We start from the raw sequence: 20,910 nt of genomic DNA, 5'->3' as shown, positions 1-20,910 counted from the left end.
GATGGCGAGGCAAAACTAAAAAAGGCTTCACAAACGTGGAGCGAGCACTTTAAGGGGAGTAAGCAATGATGTATCCATTGTTCAACCATGGACCATTGCATCATGAATCAGCTTCAGGCGATGCGTGTCTTCACCCGGGTGGTCGGCCTCGGCAGCTTCAATCTGGCCGCGAGACAACTGGGCCTATCAGCTGCATCGGTCACACGCAGCATTGGTTTACTGGAAGCTCATCTGCACACCCGCTTGATCAACCGGACCACCCGCACGCTCTCGCTAACGGAGGCCGGTCGCGATTACCTTGAGGGTTGTCGCGCAATCATCGAACAGTTGGACGAAATGGAGACGTCCCTGGTTCAGTCGACCCGGGAGTTGCGCGGGGCACTGCGGATTGCGAGCGTCGCAACGTTCGCTGACGGCGGGCTCGTACGACTGGTTGCGTCCTACCGGGACTTGCATCCCGGCGTCTCTTTCGAGGTGACTACTTTCGATGTCCATATCGATATGGTCGAAGGTGGTTTTGACGTCTGCTTCTCGGACGATCCTGGGCGATTCAGTTCAGCGCTCGTCTGCCGTCCACTGCTGCGCATTCCGCAAGTTGTCGTCGCGTCGCCCCAGTACCTGTCCAGCCACGACACGCCGAATCTCCCATCGGATCTCACCCGGCACACGCTGTTATACCGGTCAGGGACCGGGGCTCGTTGCTGGGAATTCCTGGATCGCAACCGGGTCTCACGCGTCACCGCATCTGCCGGGATCGCGTCTTCCAGCTATGCGATGCTGAAGTCCGCATGCATGCACGACCTGGGAATCGCTTTGTTACCAAGTTCGATAGTTGAACCGGAATTGCAAAGCGGGGCACTGGTCAAGCTGTTTAAAGAATTCAATGTCGGCAGCGGCGCGAGAAATCTGTGCGCGTTGTATTCGTCGCCCGGGCTATTGTCAAGAAGGGTGCGGAGTTTCGTAGACTTTGCGGTGGACCACTATCGCATTATCGATGGTGCGTCGTTCCTTAAGGCCGTCGCGTGAACTGGAGGCCGTCGTTTTGATGGGGCTTCGTCGCACCCTCCGTGCAGCACCTGATAGCTGCTGACGTAGCCTGGTGCGTAACGGGCATCAGTTCTTCGCGGCAATTCGGATGTCGCCGAGCCGCGCTTTAAGCGCTACGCGGCTGTCTGTTCGTAGTGCCACCACGCCGAACACTGTACATGGGGCGGCTGGAGAGCGGCAGTCGCACGCTCTCCAGCGGCGGCAATGCATAGAAGCGTCCCAGACCTCTAAGCTTTATCTCCAGCTCCGGTTCATACGAGTCTCGTGAACTAAAACTTCCTTAATGTTCGAGGTAGGACTCTGTTAGCGCTCCGCGTTCAGAATCCCCTCATAAACAGGCGTTTCATGCCTCGATCGTATACCGATGCATGCGCGCGATGACCATGCGCTTTCCTGAATGGAGCTGTTCCGATGTTGAAACTGGTCAGGCTGGCGTTGACGCGGCCCTATACATTCATCGTGCTCGCGATGCTGATTTTACTTTTGGGCCCTTTATCGGCATTGCGCACACCGACGGACATTTTTCCCGACATCCGCATTCCGGTGATCAGCGTCGTATGGAGCTATACGGGGCTACAGCCTGACGACATGGCGGGTCGAATCGTTACTTACTACGAGCGCACGCTCGGTACGACAGTGAACGATGTTGCGCATATTGAATCGCAGTCGTTCACGGGATACGGCATCGTCAAGATATTTTTTCAGCCAACGGTCGACATCCGTACCGCGACGGCCCAGGTCACATCGATCTCGCAGACTGTGCTCAAGCAGATGCCACCCGGCACGACTCCGCCGCAGATTCTCAACTACAACGCATCGACTGTTCCGGTATTGCAGTTAGCGTTGACAAGCGACACACTCGACGAGCAGCAACTGGCTGACTATGCGACAAACGCGATTCGCCCGCAATTGCTGAGTGTGCCGGGGGTCGCTATTCCGACGCCATACGGCGGAAAGACGCGAGAGGTGCAGATTGACCTCGATCCCAAAGCGTTGCAGGCGAGAAAGCTGTCGGCAGAAGACGTCGCCGCGGCGCTTGCCCGGCAGAACCAGATCATCCCTGCCGGCACGCAGAAGGTTGGCGCATTCCAGTACAACGTCAAGCTGAATAATAGTCCAGTAGACCTCGACGAGTTGAATGCGCTACCTGTGAAAGTGGACGGCGACGCGACAATCTACATTCGCGATGTCGCGCATGTACGGGACGGATATCCGCCGCAAACCAATATTGTCCGGGTGGACGGCCGCCGCGCGGTGCTAATGAGTATCCTGAAGAACGGGTCCGCTTCGACACTCGACATCATTTCTGGCGTCAAGGCGAAACTGCCGCTCGTCGAAGCTTCGCTTCCCCCGCAATTGAAGCTGGTCACGATGGGCGACCAGTCAAAGTTCGTCAAGGGTGCCGTGAGCGGCGTGGTGCGTGAAGGCGTCATTGCAGCGGCCCTCACGTCCGCCATGATCCTGCTCTTCCTCGGCAGTTGGCGCTCCACGCTTATCATCGCGGCGTCGATTCCGCTAGCCTTGCTCGCGGCAGTGGCGGCGCTTTCCGCGATGGGCGAGACGCTGAACGTGATGACGCTAGGCGGGCTCGCGCTCGCAGTAGGAATACTTGTCGACGACGCCACGGTCACCATTGAGAACATCAACTGGCACCTGGAACAGGGGAAAGATGTGCAGCGGGCGATCATGGACGGCGCGCAGCAGATCGTCACGCCAGCACTGGTTTCATTGCTGTGCATCTGCATCGTGTTCGTTCCGATGCTGTTGCTCGACGGCATTGCGCGGTTCCTTTTCGTGCCGATGGCCGAAGCCGTGATGTTTGCGATGATCGCTTCGTTCATTCTGTCGCGAACGTTTGTGCCGATGATGGCGCAGTACCTGCTCGCGCCGCATGCGTCGGGTGGGCATGCAAGCGGTGAACTCGCGGCGATAATCGACTCTCACGGCAGCATGTCCACACGTCCAACGTCGCGCAATCCGTTCGTGCGCTTCCAGCGCGGCTTCGAGCAATGCTTTGAACGCGTGCGAGGTGTGTACCGTGTGCTTCTCGGCCTTGTGCTGACGCACCCGAAGCGCTTTGTGGTCGGCGTACTGGCCGTCGTATGCGTGTCTTTCCTACTTTCACCGTGGCTCGGACGGAACTTCTTTCCCGACATCGACGCGGGTGAGATCGCCTTGCATGTGCGCGCGCCGGTTGGGACACGCATCGAAAATACGGCAACTATTTTCGATCACGTTGAAAACACCATTCGCCAGGTTATTCCGCCGGGTCAACTTGGCAGCGTGGTGGACAATATTGGCCTGCCAGTCAGCGGTATCAACCTGACATACAACAACAGCGGCACCATCGGCTCACAGGATGGCGACATCATGATCTCGCTTCGTGAGAATCACGAGCCAACGGCGCGATATGTGAAAAGGCTGCGCGAAGTGCTACCCGTAGAGTTTCCAGGTACGACCTTCTCTTTCCTGCCCGCGGACATCGTTAGCCAGATCCTGAATTTCGGCGCACCGGCACCGATCGATCTGCAAGTCGCGGGGCCGGACCAGGCCGGGAATCATCGGTACGCGAACGAACTGTTGCGACGTGTGCGGATGGTCTCCGGTATTGCCGATAGCCGTATCCAGCAGGCGGTCACTTATCCGCAGTTCACCATCGCGGTGAACCGCTCTCACGCGGGACGACTGGGCATTAGCGAGGAGGATGTGACGAACTCCGTCGTAGCAACGCTCGCCGGTACGAGCCAGGTGGCGCCCGCGTACTGGCTCAATCCAACGAACGGGGTTTCGTACCCGATCGTCGCGCAAACCCCCGAATACTGGATGGCATCGCTGTCCAGTCTCGAGAATCTCCCGGTAACAGACGCAAGTGGCCGCTCGCAATTGCTCGGCGGTGTCGCCAGTATCACGCGCGGCGTCGGCAGCGCGGTGGTATCGCACTACAACATCGAGCCGCTGTTTGATATTTACGCCACTCCGCAGGGCCGCGATCTGGGTGCGGTCGCGAGCGACATCGACGGTATCGTGCATGCAACAGCGAAAGATGTACCCAAAGGCTCGACGGTAACGCTGCGAGGTCAGGTGCAGACCATGAATAGCGCATTCACCGGGCTGCTGTTTGGCCTCGTCGGTGCGATCGCGCTCATCTATCTGCTGATCGTCGTCAACTTCCATTCGTGGGGCGACGCCTTTGTGATCGTCTCAGCGTTGCCTGCGGCGCTGGCTGGCATCGTGTGGATGCTGTTTGCGACGCACACGCCGCTGTCGGTGCCGGCTCTCACTGGCGCGATTCTTTGCATGGGTGTGGCAACTGCAAATAGCGTACTAGTTGTCAGCTTTGCACGCGAACGGCTCGCGGTGACTCACGACGCCCTGCGGGCGGCCTTCGAAGCGGGCTTCTCACGGTTTCGTCCTGTGTTAATGACGGCACTCTCGATGATCATCGGCATGGCTCCGATGGCGCTGGGTCTCGGCGACGGCGGTGAGCAGAACGCGCCGCTCGGACGAGCCGTTATCGGCGGCCTGATCTGCGCAACCTGCGCCACCTTGCTGTTCGTTCCGGTCGTCTTCAGTCTCGTGCATCGGCGCGATGCCGCCCCACCTCACGCTGGGCCGGGCGAACCTGAACACGACTCACACGATCATTCATCTTCCGAACCTGGAGTCATCCATGTCAACTGACATCGAAGTAGCAGCGCCGCGGCGGCTACGGCCCCTCAAACTCGCAGGTATCGTCGCTCTGCTGGCTGCGGCAGGCGTTGCAGCAACGGGTATCGCGACGCGCATCCATGCGAAGGAGCAGATGGCCAGCTGGTCGGCCGCGCGGGCGATACCGACGGTCGTCGCCAACCCACCGTTGCATGACAGCTCTGCGCAGGCTCTGGTCTTGCCAGGTCAATTGTCCGCCTATGTGAAGGCGCCGATCTATGCGCGCGTCTCCGGGTATCTGCATGCGTGGTATGCGGACATTGGCGCGCACGTAAAGGCCGGACAGTTGCTAGGCGAAATCGATACACCCGATCTCGATCAGCAACTCGCCCAGGCACGTGCGGATCTGCGTACCTCGCAGGCGAACGAAACGCTCGCGGCATCCACGTCGCGCCGGTGGACCGAGATGCTGCAGCAGGACTCCGTATCACAGCAGGAAACAGACGAAAAGACCGGCGACCTTGCGGCAAAGCGGGCAATGGTCGCAGCGAACCAGGCGAATGTTGCGCGGCTTGAGGCCCTTGAATCGTTCAAACGGATCACCGCACCTTTTGATGGCGTCGTGACAGCGCGTAAGACCGACGTCGGCGCGCTGATCAGCGCGGGCGGCGGCAGTGGACCGGAGTTGTTCACCGTCTCGGACGCGCGGCGGCTGCGCGTGTACGTCAGCGTGCCGCAAAACGAAGCTGCCGTAATCCGGCCCGGACTGATCGCGAGTCTGACCGTGCCCGAACGCCCCGGCATGCAGTTCTCCGCAAAGCTCGTCGATACTGACGACTCCATCACGCCTTCTTCCGGGACGCTGTTGGTGCAATTGGCCGTCGACAATTCTGGCGGCGTGCTGATTCCGGGCGAATACACCGAAGTTCATTTCGATCTGCCCACGGACAACCATGCAATGACAATTCCTGCTAGTGCGCTGATGTTCCGGGAAAGCGGTTTGCAAGTGGCGGTGGTCGGTCCTGGCAATCGCGCAGTGCTGAAGCAGGTGAGCGTCGCTACCGACCTCGGTACGAAGGTTGTAATTGCATCGGGTTTGACTGCCACCGACCGCGTGATCGACAACCCACCTGACTCACTGGCAAACGGCGATCCAGTGCAATTTACTTCGACATCCGCGACGACAGCGCTGACACAGCACAATGAAGTGGAGCCCAGTCATGGTTAGGCGTGGCGTATGCACGGTCCTGACTGCCGCTGCGCTCGTTAGCGCCTGTTCGTTCGCGCCGCCGTATAAGGTACCGTCGTCGGCCATGCCGAGCACGTTCAAGGAGGCACGGGGATGGGAACTCGCGCAGCCTGCCGACCGTATGCCGCGCGGTGCATGGTGGACCGTTTATCGCGATCCGGTTCTCGACGAACTGGAAAGCCGGGTGGCGAGCGCCAACCCCGACGTGGCCGCGGCGATTGCCCGCCACGACGAAGCGCAAGCATATCTGGACCAGGCTCGCGCTGGCCTCTTTCCCACCATCGGCGCTTACGCGCAGTTGTCACGCTCGCGTCAGTCCGACAACCGGCCATTGCGGGGCGCGAATCAACCGGCGCTCTATAATTCGGCGACTGTCGACGCCGGCTTCAACTACGACCTCGATCTCTGGGGAAAGGTGCGCAACGAGGTTGTCGCGGGCAAGGCGGCGGAGCAGGCGAGCCAGTACGACATCGAGTCATTGCGATTGAGTTTGCAGGCAAAGCTCGCCGAGGCGTATTTCCGTCTGCGTGGCCTCGATCAACAGCACCAATTGCTGGCGGATACCGTTCATGCCTATGAGCATGCATTGCAGTTGACTGAAAGCCGGCACGTCGGCGGCATTGCATCCGATCTGGATGTGTCGCGTGCTCAGACCCAGCTCGAATCGGCACGCGCGTCGGTCGAAGACGTATCGGCGCGAAGGGCATTGTACGAACATGCGATCGCGACCATTACGGGCAAACCGGCGTCGAAGTTTTCGCTTGCGCCGACCGTCGACGCGACGTACCTGCCATCGATTCCGGCGGGAATGCCTCTCGCGCTGCTGCAACGTCGAGCGGATGTTGCGGCTGCCGAGCGCCGCGTCGCGCAGGCGAACGCACAGATTGGCGTCGCCAAAGCGGCATTTTTTCCGGATGTCTCGCTAGGTCTTGACGGCGGTTATCAAAGCACCACTTTGTCGCCTTGGCTGGCGGCACCGAACGAGATGTGGGCGATCGGTCCGAACCTGCTGATGACCTTGTTCGACGGCGGCCGGCGAGCGGCTGTCACGAGGCAGGCGCAGGCAAAGCTGGCGGAAAACGGCGAGAAGTACAAGGCGGCGGTGCTGCTGGCAGTACAGCAGGTCGAAGATCAGCTTTCGCAACTGCATTACCTCGGCAACGAGTCTACGAAGGAGGGACTCGCGCTCGCGGCCGCTCAGCGTACGCTCGAGCTATCCATGTCGCGTTACCGCGATGGCGTCGTGAGCTATCTGGATGTCGTCACTGCGCAGACAATGGAACTCGAAACGCAAACCTTGCTGCTGGATTTGCAAACTCGCAAGTTGATCGCCTCCGCTGCGCTGATAGAGGCGTTAGGAGGTGGGTGGACCAACGAACCTGCCGACGCAGCCATGTCTATAACCACGAAGTGAACGGTCGGGTTTCGGAGAGCAGGATGCCTCGCAGCGGTTCAACGCCAGGCGTCCTGCTCGTCGTTTAAAGCGTGAGCTTAGGGTGACGTCTAGAAGCGGTGGCGCAAGCCCATTGCGACCACGGTCTGCTGATTGCCTGCTGACGGCGCGAGCGTAAAGATGGAGGCGTTTCCGAGCGCCGATATACCGCTGGCGCCGGACACATGCTGATAGACCCCTTCGAGGTAGACATCCGTACGGTGCGACAGCGCATAGTCGGCTTGCAGCATCACCTGATTCCATTTCGGCGATGCGACGCCACTCGCGCTGCTAAAGTGACCGTCGGTGAAGGTATAAGAGCCGCCTAGACTCAGTGCCGGCGTAAGCGCATATCGCGCGTTCAGTTCGTAGTTGGTGAACGTCAAGAGGTCCCCTTTCAGAGCGACGTACGTACCGCCTTGCGCGACTTGAGCTGGGTCGTCCATGATGGTCCGAGTGACTACCAGGCCGACAGTGGCGGGCCCGAAGGCATAACGGCCCGCTGCGCCGAGGATGCGTTGACGCGCGCCGGTCAGCATCGCGTCGCCGTCACTGCTACTGATAGCACCACCTGTATTTGAGGGCGCGTCGACGCCGCCCGGATGATTGCCCTGAAAGTATCCGACTGCCAGGCTAGCCGGGCCGCCCGACCATGCTGCGCCGGCGCTGAATGCGTTGTTGTTGCTGAAGCCGCCAGCCGCATTGCTGAATGCGTAAGCCCAGCCGAATTTGAACCCGTGGTAGTCCGGGCTCCGGTACTTGACCGCGTTGTTCATGCGGAAGTCGTTAGCAAGGTTGTCATTGTCGAACGGGTGATCCGCGATATTTCCGCCGAAGCCCGATCCGGTTGCCGACAAGGGCGCGACAAAGTCGACGAGGAAGTCGTATTGGCGCCCCATGGTCACTGTGCCCCATGCGCTACTCGACAATCCCACCCACGCCTGCCGACCGAAGACGTCTCCACCATTAGCCAGTTTGCCGTTGGCAATGTTAAATCCGTTTTCGACATCGAACACCGTGTGCAAGCCCCCGCCTAGGTCTTCGGTGCCACGCAACCCCCAACGGTCCCCGTTCAGGTTGCCGCTTTCCATCATCCAGTTGTTGTGTCCCTGACCGTTGGCTGTCTTCTGGTTACTGACATAGTCGATACCCGTATCAAGCGTTCCGTACAGAGTGACATTGCTTTGCGCGTGTGCGACTGACGCGAGCGTCGCGGTCAGCGCGGCGCAGGCTGTTACCAATGCTTTATTCATGTGTTTTTCCTGAGAGATAGGTTTGTCTGCCACGCTTTCGGGCACGAGTTCGTGCCTCGAGGCGAGTGACTGGCGCGAATGTATTCGGACACCATCGGCTGCAGATGAAAAATAGTCATCGGTCAGATGAAGAATTTTTGATCTGCCGAACTGCTTCCGTCACGCAATCGGTGGCAAGACAGCGACTTAATTCGATAAACTAATTTTCACCGTCGCGGTAGCCATCCGATAAAGGTGGCTCGCTATTCTCTCCATAACCGGCCCTCGCAAAGCGTGACGCTCCAGGGCCGGCAAATTTAACCTGAATGTTGAGGACGAGAATATGAAACGGATGGCAATTGCACTCATTTTCGCTGGAACGCTGTCGGCCGCGTCAGCCTTTGCGCAGTCGGCTCCCGCAGCTTCCCCTTCTGGCACGCAGCGGACCACCGACGCGACTCAGGTCGCATCAGGCGCCACATCAGCAGGCCCGACCGGCGGCCAGTGGGTGCCGCCATATGGTCAACCAGTGGCGCCAAAGACGCGCGCACAGGTCTATCAGGAACTGGTGCACGCCGAACAGGATGGGCAGCTCGCTTATCTGAACTCGACGATCTATGCGCATCCCTGAGATATTCAATCGCCGCGGCTACCGGCGGCGTTAGGACGTCGCCGGCCGGCACCGGTGCCTATAGGCACTCGCAATTTGGAAACGAGATGAAGACAAGCCGATTCGCGAAGTTTCACATGGCCTTGATCCTGGCGGCCATCGCTAGCGGTCTTCTGTCCGGCTGTGCGTCGGACGCGACGAAGACTGCAGATCAATGTGTGGGCCCACCAAGCTATTGCAACGTATATTTTGGTGGATCATAAATGGCACGCTTCCCTTGATCGGGAAGCGTGCGGTGAGCCAGATGCGAATGCGAAGAGCAGAGAGCGTCTAGCCGCAGACTACCCCGATTGTCTCAAGCGTTCGTCAGTGTGAGCTGATAGCCGTAGCGTTTTAATGTGTCGATGTTCACGTCCGGGCAATTCGGCGCGAGCTTGCGACGCAGACGCGATATAACAAGGTTGACGCTCGACGCAGCTACGTCATCATGATCAGGCCACGCATAGCGAATCAGGTCCGATCGCGAAACAGGCGCGTTCGGCTGGCGCAGCAGACGCTCGAGTAGCATGTATTCCCGCCGCGTTAACTGCAGTCGCCTCTCTCCGCAGACCAACTCCCGCGTCCCACTCTCCAATCCCGGAAAAACGGACACCTGTCCTATGCGTTGGACCGCCACAGGGTTAAAACGCCGCAATGCTTGCATGCGCTCGTGCAATTCAATGAAGGACCACGGCTGGCAAAAACAGGCGTCACCACCGGCTCGCAACACCTGCGTCCTTTCTTTCGCGTGAGCTGCACCCAGCGTTACGATAATAGGTGCGCCTCGGCTTTCGCTCGCGAGCTTGGGCAGCGCAGCTAGCAGGCAGGCATGCGGCGGAGTCTCCGTCGCCATGACGATTACTGCGTCAAAGAGCTCTTGCCCTGCCAGGAAGATCGCATCCTTCAAATCGTGGACGCGCTCAAGGCTGTGTGCACTCTCGATCAAGGCATTCTGAAGCCAGGCCGCCTCGGGTTGCGTACCGGTAACTAGTAGTACACGCATGATCTGTTGGGCCAAAAAGGCTGATTGAGGAAATCAGTCATATCAATGTTTTTGTCCAGCACTGAATCGTCACGCGCGTGCCCGGGTTTCCATCGCTGATCTGCATTGAGTAGTCGTGCACATTCACGACTGCCGACACGATGCTCAGCCCGAGACCCGACCCGGGCAAATGCCGTGTCCGGTCGCTGCGATAGAAGCGCTGCAGGACCGCCTTTCGCTCATCGACCGGAATGCCGGGACCGCTATCGGTGATGTCGATTTGCGGGCCCCGCGGTGTACGTGTGAGTTTGAGCATGACGGTGCCTCCGTCCGGCGTGAACTTGACGGCGTTGTCAAGAAGGTTGGTGAGAGCTTCGAAGATAAGCGCGCGGTCGGCATGCGTCGTGCCCACACTGGCAATTTGCGTAAGGAGGCGGATCGACCGGCTCTCGGCCAGCGGTTCAAAGAGCTCGCCCACTTCCGTTAGAAGCGGTGCCAGTTGCATCTCCTCGAAGCCGCCGCGACGTTGCAGGCTTCCAATTTCCGAGATGCGCAGCATTGCACGAAAGCGCTCCAATAGCGCATCAGTGTCGCGCCGCGCGTCATTGACTAGCTTCTTCAGTTCTCTGTCCGGTGGCTCGGCTATTCGCTCGTCAATGTGCAGCAGAGATGTACGTATATGGCCGAGGGGCGTTCTGAGATCGTGAGCGATTCCATCACAGGTCCCCTTAACCTCGTTCATCAGCCTCTCGACTTCGGCAAGCATGTGGTTGACGAGTTGAGCAAGCATACCGATTTCATCGTGGCCCTCAGTCGGCAGGCGTTGTGTGAGGTCGCCGCGTTGCGCAATACACTGGGTCACCCGCCGAATTGCTTTCAGGCGGCGAAGCTGTCTGACACTGAGTGCCAGTCCGGCAATGACGCCTGCACTAAGACACAAAAGGCCACCGCCGATCAGCGCGGTGATCGTGGCGGCCCGTATGCGTAAGACATGGGTGAGATCTCTCGCGATCACCAGTGTGTCACCGTTTGCGCGCTGGGCGGCCATGATGCGAACTACAGGGGCTGTTTCATTGCCTCCGAGTACGAGCTTATCTTCGAGTGTGATACCCACGCGATCAACGGTAACACCAGGTGGACGGACGAGTATGTCACCAGCTAGGTGCTGTCCGTCGGAAGAGAACAGGCCGTAAAAGTTGGGGTGCATGCGTTCGTGTTCAGAACGCCGGCGAACGGCGTCGGCGAGACGGTCGACGGAAGTAGTATCGAAATAGATCAATTGCCAGTGCAGGACGGCATCCGTTTCACGGTTCATTACGAACGTGACCGAACGCTCGACCAGCACTAAAAGCAGCATAAGTGAGACGGAGAAGATCACAGCGTAGACCGTCACTATGCGCAAGGTCGTTGAATGCCAACTGCCGCCCGGCACCGGCCGCGATGGAAACGCGTGGTCAGTCACGACGCCGCTAGCCAAGTAAATATCCTGACCCGCGTACGGTCTGGATTAAGGGTTGCATGTCCGGCGGATCGATTTTCTTGCGCAGGCGTCCCATATGGACGTCTATCAGGTTGGTGCCCGGGTCGAAGTGATAACCCCATACTGCTTCGAACAGCATCGTGCGGGTGATTGTCTGACCTGCATGGCGCATCATGTATTGGAGCACACGGTATTCGGTAGGTAGCAGCACGATCTCTTTGCCGTCGCGTTTGACCGTGCGTGCGACCAGATCGAGCTCGAGAGGACCGACTCGCAAAGCCACCTCGGATTGTGCCGGTTGCACCTGCCGGCGGCGCAACAATACTTCCAGGCGTGCTGCCATCTCGTCGGCGTCGAATGGTTTTGTGAGGTAGTCGTCGCCGCCGGCGCGCAAGCCGCGAATGCGTTCGTCGACATCGCCCAGCGCGCTCAACATGAGCACCGGCGTCTGAATGCCGATACCTCGCATTGTCCTCAGTATCGTCAGGCCGTCAGCGCCCGGTAGCATGCGATCGAGCGTAATTACATCGTACTCGTCGCTGAAAGCGCGCGCCATTCCCTCGCGGCCGTCCGCAACCCAATCGACGGTGAAGCCGCGATCGTTTAGCTCTCGCACGATTTCGCGTGCGGTCGTCTCATCGTCTTCTATGGTCAAGACTCTTGACATCATTTTTCCTGGATCTGCGTTTGGATCTGGGTCGACAGGGCGATCGCGCGCTATGCGCTAGTTCGGCATGCAATGCTCATGGTCGAGGGCCGCCAGATGCTGGTTTATCGCTTCGCGAAGTTCTGCAAGGCTGTGCGTTGGCAGCGCGAATCCGGCCCATCCCAACCCGCTATGCCGAAGGATCAGTACCACACCGTCATACAACGGATGCTTTTCGGTATGCCAGCACGGGTCCATCTCGAGTACAAACTGCTGCCGCGCGGGTGGCTGCATGGGAACGTCGGGGCGCATCCCTGCACGCAGGTAACTCAGATGGTGAATCAATTCGTCGATGTCCTCTGCGTCGAGCAGCACGGCTGCATTTTCAATAGCCATGCGTATCGCAGGTTTCCCGTATTCGTTGACGACTTCCAGGCTCATTGCTTGCGGCATTGCGTGCTCCTCGGATAGATTGTCCGTGGCCATTATTGCGCGCAGAAAACCCAGTAATCTGAAGGAGCGCACTGCTTTGATGAAACTTTGTTTAAGCACGAGACGATCCCATAATTTCCGTCGTGCAAAAGGCTTGTCGCCAGCTTAGTCGCGGTGGCATTTCGGGGCCTTCTCCCCGACATTAAATAAATTTAATGCGGCGCCGACCACGGTGGCGGCTTACCACGCGCATGTTTCAACGTGCTGGCCCCGGAGGCGATATGTCGGGCCGTCTGCCATCTTCTAGAAACGACGCCGGTGACCGCCGGTGACCGTCGTCAACCGTACGCTCGACGATAGTGAACGTCTGATGCATGAGGTCAAGGCTGCATGTAATCCGGGCCGCGCACGACAGGCGCGCGCGGTTGACGCGCCTCTTGCGTTAACGACGGCACGCTATCACCGACCAGCGGCCCGCGACAGATTCGACGTGCAAAGAGATTAACTAATCTTCATCGTTTGGGTAGCGAACTGATACGGGCAGCAGACTACGCTGGTTAGCAGCCTCTTTGCGCGTTTAGTACCCAAGCGGTCGGCTAACTGCCTTGCCCGGCAAGTCAGGATGAACGTCGTGATCGTCATATCGCAACTACGGCGATTCGCTGCCTTTGTTCGGTGCCCGAACGATGATAGCCGGCATCTGAAAAACGCCAACAAACAGGAGATCGCAATTCCTTGGAGACAATCCATGCTGCCCAGTTCAACAGACTCCCACCGCCGGCGCTCGCCGATTATTGCCGTCTTCCGCGTGACAGCCGGCAATTTTCTTGAGCAGTTCGATTTTTTTCTCTTCGGCTTTTACGCCACGCAGATCGCCGCCGCCTTCTTTCCTCTGCATAACGAGTTTGCTTCCCTAATCTCCACTTTTGCCGTGTTTGGCGCCGGGTTCCTCATGCGCCCGCTTGGCGCGGTATTTCTGGGCGCCTATATCGATGATGTCGGTCGACGCAAGGGCCTTATCATGACGCTCGGGCTCATGGCCAGCGGTACCTTATTGATAACCTTCGTGCCTCGGTACTCGACAATTGGGCTGCTGGCGCCTGCTCTCGTGCTGATTGGCCGCTTGCTGCAAGGCTTCGCGGCGGGCGCAGAACTCGGCGGGGTTTCTGTTTACCTGGCGGAATTGGCGTCGCCAGGAAGGAAAGGGTTCTTTACCAGTTGGCAATCAGCCAGTCAGCAGTTGTCGATCGTCGTCGCGGCGAGTCTCGGGTTCGCGCTAAATGGGCTGATGGATGCCGCATCAGTCGCAGCATGGGGATGGCGTGTTCCATTCTTCGTCGGTTGCCTGGCTGTGCCGTTGGTATTCAAGCTCCGATACAAGCTCGAGGAAACAAAGCAATTCAAGAGCCGACAGAATCGACCGGCAATGCGCGACGTGATCCGCACGCTGGCCGTCAACTGGAAGATTGTCGTGGCTGGAGCCATGCAGGTAGCCATGACCACGACCAGCTTTTACCTCATTACGGTCTATGCGCCAACCTTCGGCAAAACTGCCTTGCGCCTGGGCACGGCGGACAGCCTGCTCGTGACCGTCTATGTCGGCCTTTCCAACTTTTTCTGGCTGCCGGTTAGCGGCGCATTGTCAGACAGGATAGGGCGTCGCCCGCTGCTACTGTCGACGACTGTGCTAGCGGTTGTCACCGCGTACCCCGCGCTTTCATTTCTGGCCGACGCGCCGACCTTCGGCAAAATGCTAGCGGTGCTTCTTTGGCTTTCCTTTCTCTACAGCATGTACAACGGTGCCATGGTCGTGTCCCTTGAGGAAGTGATGCCACCAGAGGTGCGTGTTGCGGGTTTCTCGCTCGCTTACAGTGTTGCCACTGCGCTATTCGGCGGCTTCACGCCGGCAATTTCCACAGCAATCATCCATATAACCCACGACAATGCGGCACCAGCGTGGTGGTTGAGCCTTGCGGCGGCGTGCTCATTTGTCGGCACCTTGGCTTTGTGCCGGCATAAACCGGCGTCTGTGCGTCTGTCTTCAGCGGGCGAATCCCAGTCTGTTCAGTGACCCTAGTCTCACAGTCGCTTTCCCATGTGGTGGCGGATCTGGATTACCGCATGTCGAACAGTTCCTGATGGAAGTCTTGATGCGCTAATCCATGCGCAATCAGATCCTGCCGCAAGCTTCGGCCAAAACTTGCCGGCCCGCAGAACCACACGTCGGAGGACGTCCAGTCTGGTACGATCTCACGGAGGCGCTGACCTGTCAGACGGTCATCCCTGCCGCTAATCAGCAGGTGGAGGCGTACGCTCGCGCCGATTGCTAGTTGACCGACCTCACGAACGAACTCTTCGTCCATTGCGTTAGTGCAGAGAAACAGGTCTACCGCGCGCAGATCGAAATGCCGCTCTCGCGCCTGCATTCGCGCGAGAAACGGGGTTATCCCGATGCCGCCAGCGATCCATATCTGTCTTTGTTTGTCGCTACGAAAGTCGAAGCGGCCATACGGCCCTTCAACGCTGGCCTGGTCGCCGGCTTTTAGAACGGCCGGCAACTGCCTTGTGTAATCGCCAATGTTCTTGATATGAAAGCGTATCTTGCCGTCGTCGTGCCATGCCGAGGAAATTGTGAAGGGATGCGCACCCTCGTCCTTGTCGAACGTAACGAAGGCAAATTGCCCGGCGGCATGGCCCAACCAGCGGTTCTTCAGTTTGATGACGATGCTTAGTACCTGCATGTCCTGGTAATGCACGAGTTTCTCGATATGTCCGACTGCTCGTCGCGTTCGGCCAACGCGGCGCAACAGCGAGACGGCCGTAGCCAGCATGGCCATGAAAATGAGCAGTGCTATTGTCGGACCAAGTGCTGTGGTCCAGTAACTACGGTTCATGAGCACCACTGCATGGAACGCCAACAACGGATACACAACTGCTAGCAGTCGATGTATCTTAAAGAATTGGCGGTAGGGGAAGGCTTTTAGCAGCGCAATGACAACGATTGCGACCGTTGCGTAGAATGCCCACTCGCCAATCCCTTTCGCGAGCCCATGCTGCGCGGCTAGAATCCGGACGAGCGCTGAAGGGCCGACCGCGCCTGACGAGCCGCGCTCGCGCAACGGCCTTTGCATCCACCCCAGGCCGATCAGCCAGTTTGGAGATTTTGCGCACAGCCAGTGAACGGTCGAAAGCACCAGTGCGCTTATACCCAGCCATTTGTGAAGACGGTACATCTTGTCGAGGCCGCCGAGAAAGCGCTCGATGCTGTTCGGGCGGATTGCCATAAAGAGTGCCGCGCTCATGCATCCGATCGCAAGAATGCCGGTCAAATTGATCATCGACAGTTGCAACGCGCGGAATCCACGCGAGCCGGGCGATGAGCTCTCGGCAACTAGCCAGAGCAAGGTGAGCCCTGTCAGCAAAAGCAGATAGCTTAGTCTGATGTTTTTCATGATTTCGATGCGCCGCAGTGTGACTCCGGTGGGCAGTCGTTCAAGCCGCCCTGGAGCTGGGAACACGATCGAAACGGCATGCCATTTGTCTGACCGAGCCAGGCAGACGCAATCGATCACTAGCCGGGGAGGGGATCGGAGTGATGTTGAAGGCGGGCAGATCGGGAAAGAAGCTTCCGACCAATCGCCTCTCTTGCCCACACCCTGTCGCCGTCGTTCGCAGCCGAACAAGGTTCGCGGATGAGCCAATGTAGCGCGTACAGCCTAAATATTCAGCTGCCGGACATGAAGTTATCTTTATGTACACTGACAATGCAATGGGCCGGATCGCGATGCTGCGGAAGGTCGCGGCGAGTGCGTGGCGAGGGCGCGCACCTCAAGCTGCTAGCTTGCCTTGCTGAGGGCGCTTGAGTCAATGTGCGCGAACGACTTGCCGTAGACATGTAGTTGCGTTTTTTGCGCGTATCTCAATGTATCTCCCGTCAGCTCGAACGTGATCGAGAAAACGCTTGTTGCGTCGTTTTTTGCCATGTACTGAGATTCAGCTATGCCTTTGGATTGTGACGTTAAGGTCATCTTATCCCCGGCTTTTCCTTCCGCCACGACACAGACAGCCCTGGGAATACAAAACGAGTCATAGACAATCTGTTTCTTCTTGTCGTAAATCAGATAGCCGCGTTGGTCATGGAACTGTTTGTTGTCCCTTTTACTGAAGACCTGAAGCGTGTAGGCCATTGCCACCAGGTATTGATCACTGGCGTTCGTCGCGTCCGCTGCGGGTTCAAAGGTTAACTGCTCGTAATAAGGTTCTATCGCGGGATTGCCTGTGCCTACTTTGGATCCTACCTGTCCGGGCGCCACATCCACGCCACCGGTCGCGATGGTTTTCCAGGTGCCGGCGAGCTTGGCTAAGGGACCGAAATCCATTCCTTTAATGACGGTTCCTTGTGCATACGCTGTGGACATAGTCGAGAGGGCGATTGCAAGAAAAACAAAAGTGTTTATTCATCTCCTGCATTCCATTATTCGAGAGGAGTTTTCTTTGGCAATTGTTTGACATGGGAACGGAGCTTGAATTGTTCTATGTCTCGCAATTCTAGATTTCATCTCACTCTTCAGACTGCGCCGATATCGGTGCGTGGCTCCAACGGAAACGTCAAACGCGTCGGCCGCCTCGGCCGAATGGCGAGCGTGGCAGCACTGACATCGAGGATCTCTCAGATGTAACCCGGATTTTCCTCCGGGTTACATCAAGCACTCGCGCCTTTAGATGGGCGATCAGCACTTGTCTGAGTTCTACCGTTCCCCACGCTAATTCCTTGAATGTGGTCATTGGTCGTGATGCAGCCTGACGCGCTGTCCATGACGATTGCGTCGCAAAATCTGATGCCGCCGTCATCGTGGTTGATGATTGTTGTGGCTCTGCATCGCAGTGCAGCGACTGGCACCGTAGACTGTGACTGGCGCGTGCCACTCTATTGAATCTGGGAAAAGGCCTCTATAGACTTTTCGCGCTATCGCCGCCCGTCACTTCGATTTCCGAGCCGGTGATCATTGCAGCGGCATCCGAAGCGAGAAACACCGCCGCAGGCGAGACGTCTTCCGGCTGCACCCATCCGACGCCAAGCGGCATCGTTGCCGCGCGGCGGTCCCACGCTTCCTGCGGCGTCAGCAGGCCGTTCGGTTTGTGGTAGCCGGTTTCACCGACGCTTTCCGTCAGTCGCTTTTCATACAGCGTCAAAGCGGTGGCGACGAGCCCTGGTACTATGGCGTTGACTGTAATGTTGTAGCGACCGAGTTCGAGTGCCGCCGACTTCATCAGACCAAAGATGCCCCACTTGGACGCCGCATAACTTGCAGCGTCCTTGGTACCGTGCCGTCCCTGCATCGAAGAAACCACGATGATGCGGCCATAGTTGCGGGTCACCATCATTGGTGCAAATGCTCGAATAGTATTTGCGGTACCGTTCAGGTTATTGTCGATGACGTCCGTCCACTCTGTGTCCTGAAGGTCCAGAAGTGGCTTCCAGTACTGAATGGCTGCGTTGGCGACGACGATGTCGATTTTTCCGTAACGCTGTTCGATGCGATTGGCCGCGGCGCGCAAGGCGCCGATGTCCCGGATGTCCGCGCGAATACCTTCGGCGCGGCGCCCATACGCCTCGATCATGCTGACTGTCTTGGCAAGCTCTTGCGGCGTGGCGGCCGCTGCATCAGAGGCTGTGCTGACCGGTCCTGAAATGTCGAGCGCAATGACGTCCGCTCCATTTGCTGCCAACTCGACCGCAATGGCGCGGCCGATTCCGCGAGCTGCCCCGGTAACGACCGCAACGCGTCCCTCCAGCTTGGAATCCCGGCCAGCGATGATCGGTCCCGCCGTCTTGCCAGGCGGCGGCACTGGCACCGGCAGCCCATCCATAGTCGGCGCACCGCTGGGCGACTTCCGGGCCTGCGCGACGCCTGATAGCAGTACAGCAGCCGTGGCCGCGCCGCCGCTAACTAGTAGCTTCCTTCGGGAGCGATCGGGATCATCCGCGGTGACGTCAAATTTTTTTTCCTGGGTTACCAATTCGATGCTCCTTTCAGATCTGGGTTAATGAGCCCGTCGAACATGACGGCAGGCGACGACGCTGTGATATGCGGAGCCCTGATGCCCCGAGCAGTTCACGCGGGCGTAGGCGGTGCCAACCGGTTAGGAACTGACCCGGGCATCTGCGCTACCCTTCGCGGACTCTTGCGATGTCGGCCCGCAATCGGTAATGAACTTTGCATGCAGGCGCTTCTCCGCCCGCCTAAGACCCGCCGGATATTGCGGATCGTTCCGGGCCGGCTCATACCCCACCGATTCAAGCTCCGACAATTCCCGAATGAGGTCGCCATGTGTGATCCCGCCATTGGCCGCTACAAAGGGATACGACTGACATTCCTTTGCCGACAATTTCTCCGCAGCGTTAACGGATACGCTAACTATCATCAAGGCGATGACCGAGGCCATCTTGAATCGACCTTTCATGTGGGCTCCTGGTTTGAGAGATTTGAAGAAATCACAAACCGCCGTTGTTGACCGTAAGAAACCGGTGTGCGACGACGTGAGTGCGTGCCATCACGATATCTAGCCGATCGCCGCGCTTACGCATCCCGAACGTGAAGGATAGTTAATGAAAACTGGCTGGATTGCAGGGCGTGGTCCCCGCATTTCCGACGAACGCAATGAATGCGGGACGTGTCGGCTGTTAAAAGGCGGGTGGACACGTAAGGCAGCTCTTGCAGCAGCGTTGAACGACAGACCGAGGATGCGCGCGCCGGCATGACCTAAAATGAAAACGATGTGCGCCGGTCGTCGTGCTGCAAGCGCTCTTGAACGACGGCGATCATCCCGCCGCTGCCGACACTGTTCATCTATCAGTGGACGCGGTGCGACGGGGGTTGGGCGTTGAACAGGCGGGGCATCTTGTCGAAACCGGGCTCGCGGCTGTCGCTCAGGCTGCTGGACGAAGGCCTACGCAAACTTTTCGTGGCGGGAGGGGAGACGTTGAGCGCCGTCCAATCGTTTCCAGCGGAGTAGCGCAGTTGTTCAGCGAATGGTTGCTGGTCGCTCGGGCGAATGATTCCCGACATCCGGTGGGCTGATGGCGTCAGCAATGAATTTGCTTGTTGATTGCACGAAATCCTGACCCGCGGGGGGTACGGACGAAATGTTGGACTACTTGGGCGTCGTCCATGTACTCGTACGAAGACCGCGTTCAAGCGAGCAGCAATGCGATCGCCGCTACTGCTATCGCGATACCCACCGTCGATCGCACTCCATCCCCGGGCTTCGGCCGTCCTCGCTGCAACGAGCGCCGGATAGCAGGAACTTGTGTCTGTACGTTTCTCATTATTTTTTCTGCATTAATTAGCAAAACAATCATTGGAGATGAAAAGCCGAGCCTTATGTACGCGCCTTCCTGATTCCGTGCATGCTGGAGACAGCTGATTCGAATAGTTCCGGCCCAACTTTCGCGCGCAGCGCTTTAGCGATCTCTGCACTGGCGTCATTTATCGGTCGGCCAAGCGCTTTGCCTGAACGCGTTGGGTAAACGCACCACTCCCTGCCATCCGATTCAGCTTGACGGCGTTCGACTAATCGCTTTTCAGAGAGATTGTCGATAAGTCTGGTGGCGGTGGAACGGGCGATGCCTAATGTCTCCGCGACCTGACTGCTCAGGCAACCGGGCGATGCAAGCACCACCCGCAGGACAAATCCTTGCGCTGCGTCAGGCCGAATGGTGCATACACGGCCGCCCATTCACGCTCAGCGAGGCGCGCAAGCGCGGAAGAATTGAAGTGAAGTCAGTGATCGAACATGTGTTCATTAAAGCGCAATATCGTTAGCAAGGGCCTCACGTTTTACCGCATCACAATGACGACCGACTTACCCTTTGCTACAGCGGATCATTGCGGCTGGCTGTTTACCGTCGCGAGAATCGGATTGAAGATCTGAATGATCTCTGCGTTGCCGACGATCAACGGCCCTTCGGCGACATCTAGTAATCGGCCAACCCACCTTGTGATTACCCACATTTCAGCCACGAAACCTGGTAACCTGGCACGCGTTATAGTCATTGCGCGAGCGAGATGGCTGAAGAAGAGCGGGCAGACGAGCGAGCCTGGTTCGAGAA

Annotated in this window: 17 protein-coding genes; 6 read left to right on the top strand and 11 right to left on the bottom strand. The window is 58.2% G+C overall.

The window, feature by feature from the left end:
• Nucleotides 1-102: 102 nt before the first annotated feature.
• From F759_RS0116520 to F759_RS0116505, 4 genes are all read left to right on the top strand, one after another.
• Complete coding sequence (locus tag F759_RS0116520; RefSeq protein WP_027800843.1) at nucleotides 103-1,026, top strand: LysR family transcriptional regulator; 924 nt, start codon at nucleotides 103-105, stop codon at nucleotides 1,024-1,026.
• Nucleotides 1,027-1,458: 432 nt separating this feature from the next.
• Nucleotides 1,459-4,728, top strand: coding sequence for an efflux RND transporter permease subunit (locus F759_RS0116515; protein WP_027800842.1), 3,270 nt, complete (start codon nucleotides 1,459-1,461; stop codon nucleotides 4,726-4,728).
• Entirely contained in the window at nucleotides 4,718-5,923 is a 1,206-nt protein-coding gene (locus F759_RS0116510) for an efflux RND transporter periplasmic adaptor subunit (RefSeq protein WP_027800841.1), read from the top strand. Before F759_RS0116515 ends, F759_RS0116510 begins: the two co-directional genes overlap by 11 nt.
• Nucleotides 5,916-7,358, top strand: coding sequence for an efflux transporter outer membrane subunit (locus F759_RS0116505; RefSeq protein WP_027800840.1), 1,443 nt, complete (start codon nucleotides 5,916-5,918; stop codon nucleotides 7,356-7,358). Before F759_RS0116510 ends, F759_RS0116505 begins: the two co-directional genes overlap by 8 nt.
• Nucleotides 7,359-7,447: 89 nt before the next feature.
• On the opposite strand, the gene F759_RS0116500 is transcribed toward F759_RS0116505, so the two are convergent.
• Nucleotides 7,448-8,629 carry a porin gene (locus tag F759_RS0116500; protein WP_027800839.1) on the bottom strand — a complete coding sequence of 394 codons (1,182 nt, stop codon included), beginning with the start codon at nucleotides 8,627-8,629 and terminating at the stop codon, nucleotides 7,448-7,450.
• A 322-nt stretch (nucleotides 8,630-8,951) separates the two neighbouring features.
• On the opposite strand from F759_RS0116500, the gene F759_RS0116495 reads away from it, so the two are divergent.
• Nucleotides 8,952-9,239 (top strand): DUF4148 domain-containing protein, encoded by a 288-nt coding sequence (locus F759_RS0116495; protein WP_027800838.1) that lies wholly within the window; start codon nucleotides 8,952-8,954, stop codon nucleotides 9,237-9,239.
• A gap of 334 nt (nucleotides 9,240-9,573) precedes the next feature.
• On the opposite strand, the gene F759_RS0116490 is transcribed toward F759_RS0116495, so the two are convergent.
• Genes F759_RS0116490 through F759_RS0116475 form a run of 4 tightly spaced genes read right to left on the bottom strand, consistent with a single transcriptional unit; the run spans nucleotide 9,574 to nucleotide 12,818 of the window.
• Entirely contained in the window at nucleotides 9,574-10,275 is a 702-nt protein-coding gene (locus tag F759_RS0116490) for a response regulator transcription factor (protein WP_322787091.1), read from the bottom strand.
• 22 nt (nucleotides 10,276-10,297) lie between these two features.
• Nucleotides 10,298-11,701, bottom strand: a complete 1,404-nt coding sequence (locus F759_RS0116485; RefSeq protein ID WP_407668539.1) for a sensor histidine kinase — start codon at nucleotides 11,699-11,701, stop codon at nucleotides 10,298-10,300.
• A 7-nt stretch (nucleotides 11,702-11,708) separates the two neighbouring features.
• Complete coding sequence (locus F759_RS0116480) at nucleotides 11,709-12,386, bottom strand: response regulator transcription factor (RefSeq protein ID WP_027800835.1); 678 nt, start codon at nucleotides 12,384-12,386, stop codon at nucleotides 11,709-11,711.
• Nucleotides 12,387-12,443: 57 nt separating this feature from the next.
• The gene (locus F759_RS0116475; protein WP_027800834.1) at nucleotides 12,444-12,818 is read right to left on the bottom strand and encodes a hypothetical protein; all 375 of its coding nucleotides are present in this window, start codon (nucleotides 12,816-12,818) and stop codon (nucleotides 12,444-12,446) included.
• 727 nt (nucleotides 12,819-13,545) lie between these two features.
• On the opposite strand from F759_RS0116475, the gene tcuC reads away from it, so the two are divergent.
• Entirely contained in the window at nucleotides 13,546-14,868 is a 1,323-nt protein-coding gene (gene tcuC, locus F759_RS0116470) for an MFS transporter (RefSeq protein ID WP_027800833.1), read from the top strand.
• Nucleotides 14,869-14,911: 43 nt separating this feature from the next.
• Here tcuC and F759_RS0116465 read toward each other — a convergent pair whose 3' ends face one another.
• From F759_RS0116465 to F759_RS43655, 6 genes are all read right to left on the bottom strand, one after another.
• Nucleotides 14,912-16,249 carry a ferredoxin reductase family protein gene (locus F759_RS0116465; protein ID WP_027800832.1) on the bottom strand — a complete coding sequence of 446 codons (1,338 nt, stop codon included), beginning with the start codon at nucleotides 16,247-16,249 and terminating at the stop codon, nucleotides 14,912-14,914.
• Nucleotides 16,250-16,633: 384 nt separating this feature from the next.
• Nucleotides 16,634-17,176: a heme-binding beta-barrel domain-containing protein gene (locus tag F759_RS0116460; RefSeq protein ID WP_244438848.1), complete on the bottom strand. Its 543-nt coding sequence runs from the start codon at nucleotides 17,174-17,176 to the stop codon at nucleotides 16,634-16,636.
• A gap of 571 nt (nucleotides 17,177-17,747) precedes the next feature.
• Nucleotides 17,748-18,818: an SDR family NAD(P)-dependent oxidoreductase gene (locus F759_RS0116450; protein WP_027800830.1), complete on the bottom strand. Its 1,071-nt coding sequence runs from the start codon at nucleotides 18,816-18,818 to the stop codon at nucleotides 17,748-17,750.
• Between the two features lie 123 nt (nucleotides 18,819-18,941).
• The gene (locus tag F759_RS0116445; protein WP_027800829.1) at nucleotides 18,942-19,262 is read right to left on the bottom strand and encodes a DUF4148 domain-containing protein; all 321 of its coding nucleotides are present in this window, start codon (nucleotides 19,260-19,262) and stop codon (nucleotides 18,942-18,944) included.
• Nucleotides 19,263-20,180: 918 nt separating this feature from the next.
• Nucleotides 20,181-20,537: a MarR family winged helix-turn-helix transcriptional regulator gene (locus F759_RS40900; RefSeq protein WP_244438847.1), complete on the bottom strand. Its 357-nt coding sequence runs from the start codon at nucleotides 20,535-20,537 to the stop codon at nucleotides 20,181-20,183.
• A 146-nt stretch (nucleotides 20,538-20,683) separates the two neighbouring features.
• The coding region (locus F759_RS43655) for a hypothetical protein (protein ID WP_036024584.1) at nucleotides 20,684-20,910 on the bottom strand (227 nt) is incomplete at its 5' end.

The sequence above is a fragment of the Paraburkholderia dilworthii genome (assembly GCF_000472525.1).
Classification (GTDB): domain Bacteria; phylum Pseudomonadota; class Gammaproteobacteria; order Burkholderiales; family Burkholderiaceae; genus Paraburkholderia; species Paraburkholderia dilworthii.
This window is presented reverse-complemented; position numbering and strand designations above follow the sequence as displayed.